Origin of the sequence: Halobacterium yunchengense (genome assembly GCF_037031165.1) — an archaeon.
Lineage (GTDB): Archaea > Halobacteriota > Halobacteria > Halobacteriales > Halobacteriaceae > Halobacterium > Halobacterium yunchengense.
The window spans coordinates 480,736-494,950 of sequence record NZ_JAYEZL010000003.1; the positions used below are offsets into that span (position 1 = coordinate 480,736).

Annotated in this window: 8 protein-coding genes; all 8 read left to right on the forward strand. The window is 59.1% G+C overall.

Going from position 1 to position 14,215, the window contains the following annotated elements:
• Nucleotides 1-54 precede the first annotated feature (54 nt).
• The 8 genes from U5911_RS11605 to U5911_RS11640 all read left to right on the forward strand — a co-directional run bounded on the left by U5911_RS11605 (nucleotide 55) and on the right by U5911_RS11640 (nucleotide 14,150).
• Entirely contained in the window at nucleotides 55-1,185 is a 1,131-nt protein-coding gene (locus tag U5911_RS11605; RefSeq protein WP_472779955.1) for an ArsR/SmtB family transcription factor, read from the forward strand.
• Nucleotides 1,178-1,897 carry a hypothetical protein gene (locus U5911_RS11610; RefSeq protein ID WP_336034315.1) on the forward strand — a complete coding sequence of 240 codons (720 nt, stop codon included), beginning with the start codon at nucleotides 1,178-1,180 and terminating at the stop codon, nucleotides 1,895-1,897. The genes U5911_RS11605 and U5911_RS11610 overlap by 8 nt, the downstream gene beginning before the upstream one ends.
• 56 nt (nucleotides 1,898-1,953) lie before the next feature.
• On the forward strand, nucleotides 1,954-2,760 hold the full coding sequence (locus U5911_RS11615) for a DUF2797 domain-containing protein (RefSeq protein ID WP_336035863.1): 807 nt from the start codon (nucleotides 1,954-1,956) through the stop codon (nucleotides 2,758-2,760).
• Nucleotides 2,757-5,366: a Piwi domain-containing protein gene (locus tag U5911_RS11620; protein WP_336034316.1), complete on the forward strand. Its 2,610-nt coding sequence runs from the start codon at nucleotides 2,757-2,759 to the stop codon at nucleotides 5,364-5,366. Before U5911_RS11615 ends, U5911_RS11620 begins: the two co-directional genes overlap by 4 nt.
• A gap of 9 nt (nucleotides 5,367-5,375) precedes the next feature.
• A complete protein-coding gene (locus tag U5911_RS11625) occupies nucleotides 5,376-6,923 on the forward strand; it encodes a ribonuclease H-like domain-containing protein (RefSeq protein ID WP_336034317.1) in 1,548 nt (515 codons plus the stop codon).
• Nucleotides 6,924-6,925: 2 nt separating this feature from the next.
• Nucleotides 6,926-9,661, forward strand: a complete 2,736-nt coding sequence (locus U5911_RS11630) for a DEAD/DEAH box helicase (protein ID WP_336034318.1) — start codon at nucleotides 6,926-6,928, stop codon at nucleotides 9,659-9,661.
• A gap of 269 nt (nucleotides 9,662-9,930) precedes the next feature.
• Nucleotides 9,931-11,670 carry a hypothetical protein gene (locus tag U5911_RS11635; protein ID WP_336034319.1) on the forward strand — a complete coding sequence of 580 codons (1,740 nt, stop codon included), beginning with the start codon at nucleotides 9,931-9,933 and terminating at the stop codon, nucleotides 11,668-11,670.
• Entirely contained in the window at nucleotides 11,667-14,150 is a 2,484-nt protein-coding gene (locus tag U5911_RS11640; protein ID WP_336034320.1) for a phospholipase D-like domain-containing protein, read from the forward strand. The genes U5911_RS11635 and U5911_RS11640 overlap by 4 nt, the downstream gene beginning before the upstream one ends.
• The last annotated feature ends 65 nt before the right edge of the window (nucleotides 14,151-14,215 follow it).

A 14,215-nucleotide genomic window follows, 5' to 3' on the forward strand; every position in this document is an offset into this window, starting at 1 on the left:
TCCATCTAACCAATAGGTTTTAATAGTTTTGCTCAACTTGGATAGTTTGAGGCGTTGGAACTGATGGACCCAGGTAACGACGACGAAGACAAGAAAAACCGCTTCCGAGAAGCCTTCGAACGCGGGCAACAGGGGCGCGTCGGGAGCTACGAAGTCTGGTTGTCCGATCACGAGTTCCAACCAGAGCAAGCTAGCTACGAACGACTCACAGAATACTTCCAAAATCACCCTGAGAAAGCGGTCAATCACGACGACGCGCTGGACGAAATCGGCGAGTACGCGGGCTTTGTAACCCGACAACAGGACGTCTACCACACTCCTGTGATCGGGCCGTCTGGTATCGGGAAGACGCAGTTACTCCACACGGTCGTCTCGTTTCTCACGGAACTTTCCGCAGACATCGATACGAAGCTCATCGACGCGACGGCTCTCGGAAAGAAGGCCGACGACGGATTCTTCCTCGATGAGTTCGCTCACGATCTGACCGAGCTCGAAACCCCAATCGTCTGCATCGATGATTGCGGGCTAGACAAACGAATCGAAACCTCACTCGACGAACTTCGAGGAGCCGTAGACAGCGGCCTGTTCGTAACGACTTGGACGCCCGAACGGTGGGCCGTCAACCGAGGGCGTGTGCAAGATGCGCTCCCGCCCTCGAACGAGATCCACCTCAATGCGTTCCCCCGCAAAGACACCGACGAGACGCTGCGAATCATCTTCGAGGTGCTCTCCGAGAACGAATTTACACTTCCCTCGAAAACCGTGGACCGTATCCACGAGCTAAGCGAGGGGATCCCGCGATTGATTCACACCCTGGCCTTGGAGTCGCTTCAAGAGGCGTTTCGGAAAGAACTGGAGCCAGGAGACGTCGCAGCCACGAACTCGGCTGCCGACCGACTCCACTTGGTCGATGCGAGCGCTCGCGTCCAGAACCTCTCGGAGTCGAAGCTCACGGTGTTGAGACAGATCCTCCAGTTGCCAAATGATCGAGGTGTCCAACCGGGCACGTTGGTCGAGGAACTCCACCGCGACAAATCGACCATCTCTTATCACCTCCGGGAACTCAGCGACGGAGGCTTTGTCGAACGCGACCGAGAGGGTCGGCGCGCGTTCTATCGTGTGACCGAGACGCTGGAACCGTTCATCCAACGACGAATCAACCAGGAGGCCGAGTTCGATGGCTAGCTACAAGATTGTGCCACTACGCGACGAGAGCATCGACACGGAAGCAATCGAAGCCGGAATTGAGGCCACCTCGGCATTCAACTCGGACGCCGACCTTCGCAGCGGAATGCTTCCACAGACGTTCAACGTGGGCGCAGACGGGATCTGCTGGGCAGAATACGGTCGTGAGACGTACTACGACCTGACCACGCTCGAAGGCACGGAGCAAACGAAACGCGCCGACCGGTACGCGGTCCTCTTCCTCCAGAACGGGTACGTGGCCATCGCAAAGGCAACCAAGGAGGTCGAACAGGAGATTCTCACGACACTCGCTGCGGTTCTCGATGAGGACGTAAAATTCGAGACCGTGGAGTTCGACGAGGAGGATCTTCGGACAGTCATCGAGGAATCCAGCCGCGTCCAGCGTGTCGACGTCAGTCCGAGCAAACGCGAACGACCGGACCACGTGTCGGCACAAGACCGGGGCGACCTGCGGGAGACGGACTGGTGGGAGCAGTATTTCGGAGACACGTTCGAACAGGTTCGTGTCGACCTTCCGAACCGGAACATCGAAGTTGAAGTCGGGTTCGACGACACCGGTCGCATCACGCTCTACGGCCGCGAAATCGAGATGGCGATCCAGGCAGAGGCGATGCGATACCTGACCGACGAGATCATCGACCCGTACAGGAGCCCGTCTGACTTCCAGGGTACCCTCGGAGGGTACAAATGACCGGTCAGCACCCGACCAAGCTGGCCTCGCGCGCGACCGTGAGTGGTCACCCAACGATGGTCTCCTGGTCGCGGGGGAAACCCCGACTGTACCTCGCTGACACTGACGGCCCAATCGACCTCGCCGGACTCGTCGGAGAAGAGATTCGCATCGACGTCCAGCCCGGATTCCGTTGCCAGCACTGCGGTGACCGAGCTGACGCCTCTCCGTGTGAGGAGTGCCAGTCGAAGCCACCGTTCCAACAGTGCGTCTACACGCCCGGAACAGCCTGTACGTATCAGGACTGCCCGTTCCCATTGTTTAAACGACGGTCGTGTGCGCACAACTTTGTCGTGTACCTCGTCGCCAAAGACAGCGTGAAAGCCGGCATCACGCAAGCAGATCGTGCCGCGAGTCGCTGGGCGGAACAGGGCGCGACGCACGGCATGATCGTCGCACGAACACCGAACCGCCGCGTCGCCGGCACCGTTGAGGACGCGTTGGAAGCCGTCGTGTCCACAGCATCGACGAAGGAGTGGTACGACCCGCTGGACGAGCCGAAACACGCGCTTACGGAAGCCGTCGAGTCGTGCCGCGATGTCCTCACAGGGCCGCTGGAACCGTTCTCGACGCTCCCCAGTGACGAGACCGCTCTCGAAGACCGAATTGTTCGAATCCCCGCTCACTTCGCCGGGGACGATGCGACCGTCAGCACCCTCCCAGGACTCACCGTGGACGAAGGACTACAGTCAGAGGTGCTCGGTGTCCGGGGTCAGATCCTAGCGACCAAGGACGCTGTTGTGAACTTCGACCAGCTGCAAGGGAAACAGGTCACGGTCGAAGCGCCTGCAGAATGTCTCCCAGCAACGGAGGCCGCACAATGAAACCAGTCAACCTCGACGAGAACTCACTCAACGACGTACCGGTCGGAGACACCTACGCTGTCCGCTTCACCCTCGACACAGTCTTCGAAAACGAAGGTCAGTACCCACGCCGCAACCTGAAATTCACAGACGGCGGCGGCGACGACCGAACCATCACGATGTGGAAGAACTCCGCACCAGTGGAGATCTACGACGAAGACTACGACAGAGGAGCCACGTACCTCATCACCGCTGTCGAGTACGATATCGACGAAGGCAACGACGGGACGAAATACCAGAACCTCACCGTCCAGAGCGATGCTAAACTCCTCGAACTGGAGGGTCCCCCGACCACCGAGGAAGCCCTTGAAGACGGGCTCGCCGAAACCCCCGATACGTCCGCGGACAGCGGCGACCACGGCCTCACGACGTTCCGTGCCACAGATAATCTGCCGGACTACGACGTCTACGAGTACGAACTTGTTCCGAAGCGAGGATACCGGCCCTCAGGGCAGAACACGCTCCGCGCGACGTACAAAGCACGCCGCAAAGTCCGGCAGCAACTCGATGTAACACCGGTCGTCGTCGGCAGCGCGTTCAAGCTCGTGTCCCTGGTGAAGCTCGCGCACGAACGCGTGGACCTGCCTCGCTTCGAGATCAACGAGGTCGGCACTCGACCGGTCGTCTACGCGGACGCGGATGACCGGGAGATCCTCGGCGAAATGCTCGGTGAAGCCCTCAAGGACGCGAAACGCGACCAGTACGATATCCACGGCATCGACAAGATCCTGGAGATCGACCCGGTCATCGAGAAGGAAGGGTTCCGCCTCCACGAGCGGTACAACCTCACCGTAGAGGTACTCCCCTCGCGTGCCGCCTACCTGCACGTCGATTACCGCCACCGGATCCTCTCCGACCGGACGCTCGACCAGCTCGACGACGACGAGATTCACCCGGGACTCCGGGTGACACCCTCCTACCGAGACAGGGGGTTGTACGTCATCGGCGTCGGCCCAGAAACCGTCACCGACAAGCTCCACATCGAGGGCAACAAGAGCCTCGTCCAGTATCACCGCGAAGAGCCCTGGGTCGATCCAGCGAAAGTCAACGATATCGAGAACGCAGACCGAGAAGTCATTTGGACGGTCCGTCAGCGCGGCGATGGAACCGAGATGGCGTTCCCACCGGAACTCCTCGCACTCCAAGGGCACCCTGAGAACCTCTCTCGATTCGCACCGGACTTCGCAGAAAAACAGCGGCTCAATACACGCCTGTCCGCACAGCAGTGCATCTCGAACGCAGAGAGCTTCGTCGAACAGCTCGGCCCACTCCAGTTCGACGGGCACACCATCGAGTTCGAATCTGACGCGCTGCTCGGCGATGAGAACATCTCCGTTCAAGGGCTCTTCGACCCAGAAGCAGACGTGCTCCAGTTCAGTAACGGGCAGACTGGGACGCACCCGAGCGACGTTACCAGCCTCGGCGTGTACGAAGCACCGGATCCCTTCCGCGTGTGCCACATCCGGATGGAAAAACGGGACGACCGGATCCAACGGGGCTGGTCTACGCTCAAAAGCAAGCTCGAACAGATCGGGGCCCCGCCAGACGACGTCGAAGAGGTCACGTTCGACGCGACGATGTCGGCCGACCAGCTCGGCATGGAGATCGCTGCAGAAATCCCGGACGACCACGATTACGACGCCGTGTTCTGCACGCTCCCGCCGAAGAACACCGGGTACTTCGACACGGTTGAACCGGGACGTGTGTACGACGAGGTGAAGAAAGTCCTCGCCACGAAAGACCTCAACAGCCAGTTCGCCCACGAAGCGACGCTCGACGAGCCCTTCACGATCATCAACATCGCCCTCGGACTGGTCGCCGCTGCCGGCGGCATCCCGTTCACTATCGAGCGCGCGTTGCCCGGTGACTCCGAACTCCACCTCGGCATCGACGTCACCCACCAGTACGACGAATCAGCCGACGGGAACCACATCCATCTCGCCGCCGCAACCACCGCAATCCACGCTGACGGGGCCGTCCTCGGGTACACCTCCTCCCGACCGCAGTCCGGGGAGAAGATCCCGCCCAAAGAACTCAAAGAGATCGTCAAACAGGCCGTGATGGGGTTCCGAACCCGGTACGACCGGTACCCGAACCACATCACAATCCACCGGGACGGGTTCGCCAACGAAGACCTCAGCGACGTCGAGACATTCCTCACCGAACTCGATGTCGCGTACGACGTCGTCGAAATCCGAAAGCAAGCCCCAGCCCGCGTCCTGAAATACAGCGGCGCACACTTCGACACGCCACAGAAAGCGACCGCAGCCATCTACGAGGACCTCCCCAAAGCCATCGTCGCCACCTTCGGCGAACCCGAAACCCTCGCCAGCAGAGAAGGCACTGGCCTTCCCCAACCCATCACCGTCGAACGCGTCCACGGCGAGACACCCATCGAGACGTTAGCTGCACAAACGTACCTCCTGTCACAAGCCCACATCGGCGCATCGAACGCCACCGCACGCCTCCCCATCACGACGATGTACGCCGACCTGGCGAGCGCCGCTGCCGCTCGCAAGCACCTCCCACCGACGAACAAACTCCGAGACAAAATCGGGTTCATCTAACAACCACCCATGACAGGCGATACTGACTGGACCACGGACGGCAATACGCCCCTGGAGTTACTGACACTCCCTGCAACGACGCTCGACCGCGTGTCACAGCCCGCAGTCCGGGACGCCGTCCAGTACTTCACTCCGGAACTCATCACGATCCCCGGGCCCCGAACGCCGACCGCAGAAGCCACCGCCCGTGACGCCGCCCCGAACATCCCCGTCTTGCACCCACAACTCGGACGCGGCAGTGACCGCGTCCACCACTACCGGTACTCCCCCGACGCCGGTGTTCACGAAGCCCCCGACGCAGCCCCACCACCCGCGACGATAGACATCCTCGCCGTCCAAACCGGGGACGTTCTCCCCCACCTCCAGACCCAACTGACATCGGGTGAGCGACAGACAGCCTCCGAAGCGGCGACGTTCCTGTTCGTCCCCGAACTCACCGTCGATTGGGATACAACGACCCTCTCGACAACCCTGCCGCACGCCGAGCAATTGGCGGCGATCAGCGCCGCCCTGCCCGAACCAGTCACCGTCCTCGCCGGCGGACAACCAGCAGAGTACTACCACGAATGGGAACTGCCGCACAACCACTCCTCAGTCCACGTTCCGATGTCTGGACTCGGCGCGACGGAGCACGGCGGTGCGATGTTCGCACAGTACACTTGTACGGCTCGCGGCACCATCGCCGCAGAAGCCGTCGACGCCGACCAGTTCGGCCTCAGAGCGTTGAACGGCGTCGGCCAATCAACTGCCCAGCGACTCCGCACACAGGGCTGTCAAACAACCACCGACGTCCAAAACCTCGCACTCAGTACCCTCACCGATCTGCCCGGAATCGGGCAGACAACCGCCGAAAAGATCCACGCTCACGCCGACGTCATCGATACCGGCGAACCAATCGTCCTCACGAACAAGACACCAGTCAAGACCCGCGACGACCGCCCACCGCTCTGCCTCGACATCGAAACCGACGGCCTGTCACCCACGATCATCTGGCAGTTCGGCGTCTACGACCCGGCAACCGACACCCACCAAGCGTTCATCGAGAAGCAACAACCGAAGGATCCGAAACCAGTCCTCGAAGCCTTCATCACCTGGTTCATCGCCAACCACCGAGACCGGACCGTCCTGACGTGGAACGGCCACAACTTCGACTACCGCCACATTACGCAGTTCCTCGAACAGCACCTCCCCGAATACGTCGAAGCCTGGGACGATATCTGGACGTACGACCTGTACAAGTGGGCAGTCCGCGACGGGAACGCCCTGCTACCCGGACGAACCAACAAACTCGATCACGTCGCTCGCGCGCTCGACTACGACTCGGCCGGAACCGGATTAACCGGCGCGCAAACCGCAGCCGCATACCAGGAATTCATGCGGAACCCCGACTCCCCGGCAGCCGAACTGGACTGGGACCGTCACAAGGCTTACTGTGAAGACGACTGCCGAGCGCTCTGGCACGTCTACCAAGCCATCACGAACGCCACACGCCGCGACATGACCGACAGCGGCACTGGCGGCGCAACCGGCCAGCAAGCCGGCCTCACCGACTTCTAACAATGAGTGACCACACCACCTCAACCGACGCGACCGCTCGCACCGACGTTAACGCCGACACCATCATCGACACGTTCCCGCGCGTCAGCCTCACCCCGGACTCAGAGTACATCGAAACCATCGAACTCCCCGCGGAACCCGCAGACACCACCCCGACCGCGGAGATCCTCCGCTCGGAACTCGCTGACCCGTACCCGTACGACCTGTTCAGCCACCAAGCCGACGCCCTCACCGCGCTCGAAACAGGTGACAACGTCGCCGTCACGACCTCCACCTCCAGCGGGAAAACCCACATTTACGGCCTGCAAATCGCGCGGAACCTCCTCGATGCCGGCGTTCTTAACCCCGACGGGACGAGAGCCACCGAACAAAACGACGCCTCCACCGCGCTGTGCGTCTACCCGATGAAGGCGCTCACCAAAGACCAGCAGGAAGCCCTCGACGACCTGTACGAGGAACTCGGGTTAGACATCCGCGTCGAGATCTACGACGGGGACGTCACAGACGGCCGGCGCGCCATCCGCGAGCAAGCTGACGTCATCCTCACGAACTTCGCTGGGCTCAACGTCTACCTCGAACACCACGACAAGTGGAGTCGCTTCTACAGCGCGCTCGACCTCATCGCCATCGATGAATCACACACGTACACCGGCATCGAAGGCATGCACGTCGCGTGGATCCTCCGCCGGATGCAACGCGTCGCCGACTACTGGGGCGGCAACCCACAATACATCCTCACCTCTGCCACAATCGGCAACCCGCGCGACCACTCCGAGAAACTCATCAACGCCCCCGTAACCGTCATCGACGACGACGGCTCACCACACGGCCCCCGCGACGTAATCCTCTGGAACCCCCCGCCACGGGACAAAACCCGAGGCGCCACGCCCGACGAGGAGTCATTCGAGATCGACATCGACGACGGACCCGACTCAGAAGCGGAAGACCACGAGGAGTTCGTCGCCGAGCGCGTTCCGGCCAGCGTCGAAGCGCCGAAAGTCTTCAACCACCTGACCTCCCGTGACATCCGCACGTTACTGTTCTGCGAGAGCCGCAAACTCACCGAACTCAGCATCCAACGCGCCGACGAACATCGGCGGAACAACCCTCGGGAATACGACCGCTCGACCACCGTTGGGCGAGAAGCGTACAACGCCGGGCTCGGTCGCCGCACGCGGCACTCCCGCGAACACCAGTTCAAAACCGGCGTCCTCACCGGGCTCGCCACGACATCCGCGCTCGAACTCGGCATCGACATCGGCAGCCTCGACGCGACCGTTCTCATGGGCTACCCAGGCCAGCGACAATCCTTCTGGCAACGTATTGGTCGCGCCGGCCGCGAAGCCAGCCGCAGCGTCGCCGTCCTCGTCGGCGACCACCGCACCCTCGACCAGTACATCCTCACCCACCCCGAGTACCTCCTCGAAAACGACGTCGAAGACGCCGTCGTCGACACCTCAAACAACTCCGTCTTCGCAACCCACGTCCTCGCCGCCGCCGACGAAATCGCCCTTGACGAATCAGACATCGACACGTTCGCCGACGAAGACCGACTCCGTGCCGCCGTGAAGATGTGGCGCGAAGCTGGGTTCGTAGACGGCTACCTCGACGCCGCCGTCCACTACTCCGGCCCAAGCCGCCCACAGACACGCGTCAACCTGTACGGCACCACCGGGACGGACTACCGCCTCCAACTCGCAGACGACGTCGACCGCGAGAAATGGGGCCTCCCCGACGATCTGGACTTAGAACCAATCGAACAGAACCGCGCGTACCGCGACTACCACGAGGGCGCAGTCCGCCTTCAGAACGGTCAGCAGTTCGAAGTCGTCAACATGGACGAGGACCGTCCGCAACCCATTATCGAACTCAAACCAGTCGATTGCGAGTACTACACTCGCACCCGCAACAAGGTCAACGTCCTTGACGCCGAATCCGAAGCATCCCGCGAGGTCAACGGCTTCACACTCCACTTCGGCCGCGGCACCGTCCTCGTCCACCACCACTCCTACGACCAGCTCTACATCGGCAACAGCGACCCGAAACAACAGGCGATCCCGACGGATACCCCGCCGATCCTGATGGACACGCAGCTTTGCTGGGTCGAAGTCCCCGAATACGTCGAGACCGCCCTCGTCCGGAAATATCAGGACTACGGCGTCGAAACCGGCGTTGATCCAGAAGAGACCGGCATCGCCCACCTCGGGTACATCGCTGGACTCCACGCCGCCGAACACGCTACCATCCAAACCGCGCCGCTCGAACTTCGCGTCGACAAGAACGACCTCGGCGGCCTCGCCACGCTCGTCATGGACACCCACTACAGCCATCCTGAATACGAGGACATCACCGACTCCATCGACGACTCCTTCGAAGCCGCCACGCACGCCCTTGAACAACGCACCCAGGAACTCACCGGCCGCACCGCCTCCGGCTGGTTCATCTACGACGGCGTCGACGGCGGCCTCGGCTTCGCCCGCGCCATCTACGAGAACTTCGAAGCGCTCGCCGAACGCGCCCGCGACCAACTCCGCGACTGCAACTGCGGCCAACCCAACGGCTGCCCCGCCTGCACCTTCGACGAAAACTGCGGCAACGACAACAAACCCCTCCTCCGCGCCTCCGCCATCGACGTCCTCAACCAACTCCTCGGCGCAGAAGATCGAGAAGACCTCGCCGAACACCTCCCCGACGACGAACACGGCGGCGACCGCCGCCCCGTCGTCTTCTACTCTTAATCACCATCTGCTGAATCACTACTCTGGCATATGGCGTGCTACGGAACTAGAATTTCTGTGAGCCCGTTATTTTATCACACCACCTACAGAATCAACGGATAATAATGGCGCTCGACCCGCAATGGAGCGAGCGATTATCTAAAACGGGGCCACCAGAACAGCCACTCCGAGCTGATAGCGTCCGTAATGGAATCGCAAGTACAATTGCACGAGGGATAACTACAGACGTCCGCGCACGAGGACGGTACCTTTCGGGGTTTTGCTGGGCAATGCATCGAGTTTCGACTGCGTCAACGACTGCCGATCTTTCCAGATCAGAAAAGCGACGGCTTCTGAAAGGCTTCGAAGAAATCCTCGCGCTCGCAAGTTATCGACGCCAACAAGTCCATGACGAAGTTCGAGACGGCCTCTCAGGATTAACGGGGAAAACAAACGCCTCAGACGACGATCTGTATGGAGCGGAAAGCATCGACCTCTCTTCTTTCTCGCTGTTGGACAAGAGCCAGTACGCAATTCGTGGATTCCAGTCCAATCTCGGGAACTTCTCGTTAAAAGAGGGGGAGTTCGCCCTCACGGCTGCTGGACGGTCACTCGCAGAGAGTTTGGATATCGTCGCGGGCGAATATTTCGACCAGATACTTGAAGCAATTCAGACCGGGGAAGTCTCGCTTGATCTACTTGATGAACTGGCAGATGCATTCACTCACCAGGGATGCTTCACTGGCTCAGACAACCAGTCAGAACGGGATTCTCTACAGCGCGTAGTTCTCGGACTCCTCGCCTGGGAAGAACGAGAACAGACTGTATCACTCGCCGAGTGGCCTTCTCAACTCGACATCCCCATCGGAGATCACTATCGCTACCTCATTTCTGAAGAACGGCATTCAAACGATTTGAAGGATGCTGTCGTCGGGGGGGTTCACTACTTCCGACGTGCTTGGTGCCTATCGATTTTGAGGGCTCACCAGTTACTGCAAGGTAACACCGACCAAGAGGTGCTCCAATATGACGACGTTGACGCTGAGCGATTTCAACCCTTCCGTCCAATCGGACGCGCCTACTTCCTTCAAGTACTGTTGGCCCACGCACTCCGATCTCAGCTATGGGGTCTGTCTGCTCACCTAGAACGCGAAGCTCCTGGCGGCACGTCCCGCTCGGAACTCCTTTCCGGGCTGAAAGAACCTTTACTCGTCGATGAGGCAAACGCGGTTCTCCAGACCGAAACCATACTTAATGGTGGACGCATGAGTCAGTCTGCAGTTACGAAGGAATTGCTTCTTGCAGGCCGCGTGAAACCCACTATCTACGAGACCACTGTTCCGGAGACAACCACAATAATCGGCACGACGCTCGGAGAAATCCAAGAGTGGTTGGACTCAAATCTCGCTGGCGAATGGCGACCAACGACAGACAATACAGTAAATTGTTGGACGCTGCTACACGCGACTGAGCACAGTTTTACGGGAATTGAAGCTGCCTCCTCGCCATCCGAAGCGTTTGACGCAATGAGCACCCTCGTCGCTCGGAGTTTAGTTCAACTTCTCGCGGTCGTCCGGCAGTACAACCACTTGACCGCCCATAATGACCTCTTCAACCGATATATGCAGGCCCAATACGGGCGTAGACCCTCTTCAATCGTCCGTACCGCTCAGTACGTGGGTAGCATTCCTCCAGACACGCCACTCATCACTGTTGCACGCGAGGTGTTGGCGGATCGGGTTATCGACGTTCACAACCAAGTGATCCATGATCGGCTTGGAAGCGGACCGATTTCGCTTGTGTTCGGTGTCGGGGCAGATTCTGGTGAGGAAACAACGGGGTACAGTGATGACACACTCTACGCCGCAGGAGGGACGAAACAACCCGGAACCCAAACCCTCCGTTACAATGACCTCCGTCGGCTCATGCGGGATGCTGGGTTGTTGACGTACAATGAGAACCGAGACCTCTGGGTGCCGACGCAAGATGGAGAGATCATCCTTGACCGGTTCCGAGGTGAATACGAGTGAATCTTATCGATGCCCTTGGTGGTGCAGACGTAGAATACGCAGTCTGCACCACGTTCCCATTTGAGCCGCTTTTCTTCGGGAACTACGCAATTGACCCACTACAAGACGCGGGCGTCGTCACACCGGTCGTCCTCATGGACGGGCAGAAATACGAACAGTTAGCCCGTCGAAATCAGCTGTCGAGTCGCGCAATCGGCAACCACTACTACCTAGAGCCAATCAGCGTCAGCGGCACATTCCATCCAAAAGTCAATTTCCTCGCCGGAGAGGAGGTATGTCACGTGGGAGTCTCCTCGGCCAATCTTACCCTTGGGGAATATTCGACGGCAGCACAACTGGGACAAACGATAACGGTTTCAAAGGAGTTGGACGACGACGAGGACTCACGTCCCCCAGAAGCGATTCACGTGGCGAAAGATGTACGCCGGTTTATACAACATCTTGCCGCCGATCACGTCTCAGGACACGACGTTCGGACGCAAATCGACCGGGCAGTGAATACGACCGAGTGGCTGGAAGATCTCGACCGACCGACTGAGGTTTCCGGTGGCTTCTTCCACAACCTCGAAGAGCCGATTCTCCAGCAGGTCATCGATGAGTTAGGTGACGTCACTACCGCAGTATTCTTTGCGCCATTCTTTGGAAGTGAAAAGACACTATCCAACATCGAGACGGTAATTGAAGCCGATCAGTACGAACTGCTCGTCTCTGATGGGAATACACACCTCAACCCTAACGATGCAGTCGCAGTGTTTGGTGAAAGCGTCACGTTTCGACCGCTTGAACACGATACTTCCCGCTGGATTCACGCCAAAGGACTACTGCTCGAAGGCCCCTGGGGCAGAGCAACGCTCTATGGAAGCCCAAACATCACCGGTCGTGCTCTCCTCGATACAGCGTCATCCGGGAATCTTGAAGCCGCCCTGCTCTCGGTAACCAACGAAACGCACGGTGAATCATCGCTATGGCATCAATCGAGTTTCTCCGCACACCCGGGGCAGCAGCGCAACCCTGACTCGTTCGACTTTGCCGAATACACGCCGGCCAGCCGGGAGAATTCGACAGCCACGCTAACTCTCCACGACGCACGTGTCGAACGCTTCGAAAGCGAGGTCATTACAGCACGGTTCGTCGCACCAGAAATCGACGACGGAGATACTGTCATTCTCGAATCGGACGGAGGAGAGACCCTTCAGATCGACTGGCAACGAGATAGTGATGATGAGCAAGAAGGCGTTACTGTCTCGGTTCCAGAAGCGTGGGCCCAGTCAATCGTTCGCCTCCGTCTCTCCGATGAGAGACACTCGAATTTCCGTCAAATCACGACGGAACCGACCGAGGGGACCCGAGAAGTAACCGAATTGCTACGGAGCGACGGCCGGGAGGGGATCCAGTCGCTCGTAGATGAGGCCCTCTTTTTTGACGTCGGAGTTGCGACCGCAGCCATCTCCCAAGCAACATCTAAACTCACAGAAAGATACCAGCAGCGACAGGACAACTCAGATGACCCTATAGCTAATCAAGACGCCGGGGAAGGAAGCTGGGCAACTGGCGGCACTCGAATCACAACAAAGCGACGAAAACCGCATTTGGAGCTCAAAGACGGGATGGACTACGCACAGAAGCGAATTGAAACGCTTCTCGAAGAACCACCAACTGTCCGCTCAGTCGAAGAACTCCTCGATCACTTCGACAACCTCTGGTACTACGTCATTAAAGGATTAATTCGGTCTGCGCTCTCTCCGCAACTTCAGGCGGGCGACGAACCCTACGAAACCGAGTTGAACGTCGAGCGGCTCCACTCGATCTGTGTAAATCGCATTCAGACGATCATCTCCTCTCAATTCTTGGTACGCAGTAGAATTCGTCTCAACCAAATCCGTCAAATCGAACCGGACATGACCGCTGACGTGCTCGACAGAGACCAGCTGACAGGCGTATTCGCCGTCCACCCGGCGACCCTTCTATCCCTGATGGAATGGCACGATGACGCCTTCGTTGAGCGGTTCGGGTTCCTCCGACACTACCACGAAGCCCTCACAGTAGCTGATCCGCTCATTGGAGAGCTTCTAATTAACGGTGAACACATTTCACGACGGATGTCTGAATTTGAACGCACCTTAGAAGACCAACTTTCTGCATTTGGCGACCGAGTTGACCGTGACCTCTCCTTACCGGGAGACCTCGATACCGGACTCGAATTATTGTTCTACGGGTTCTGGTATCGAGAACTCTCACAACAACGCGACACGGACCTATTCGACAATCCCGCCATCTTCGAACACTACAATTCTGCTGGACTGGCCGAAATGGCACGTATCGCGCTTAGGGGAAAGCAGAGAGTCGAAGACAGACGGGAGTACGAGGCTCTACGAAAAGGGACGTTCGACCCAATCGTTCGGCTAATGGAAGGAGCGAACGATCCAACACCACAGTTGGAATCGATCATTAGCCACACCGAGTCGATACAGAGACATTAGCATCAAGTCTATATCTAGCTGACCCTGCTCTCTGCACAAGAGTCCCCGTTTGAACAGTTAGATTG

Excerpts from the sequence above, each read along its gene's own strand:
- U5911_RS11610 (WP_336034315.1), top strand. The coding sequence starts at position 1,178 with ATGGCTAGCTACAAGATTGTGCCACTACGCGACGAGAGCATCGACACG.
- U5911_RS11615 (WP_336035863.1), top strand. The coding sequence starts at position 1,954 with ATGGTCTCCTGGTCGCGGGGGAAACCCCGACTGTACCTCGCTGACACT.
- U5911_RS11620 (WP_336034316.1), top strand. The coding sequence starts at position 2,757 with ATGAAACCAGTCAACCTCGACGAGAACTCACTCAACGACGTACCGGTC.
- U5911_RS11625 (WP_336034317.1), top strand. The coding sequence starts at position 5,376 with ATGACAGGCGATACTGACTGGACCACGGACGGCAATACGCCCCTGGAG.
- U5911_RS11630 (WP_336034318.1), top strand. The coding sequence starts at position 6,926 with ATGAGTGACCACACCACCTCAACCGACGCGACCGCTCGCACCGACGTT.
- U5911_RS11635 (WP_336034319.1), top strand. The coding sequence starts at position 9,931 with ATGCATCGAGTTTCGACTGCGTCAACGACTGCCGATCTTTCCAGATCA.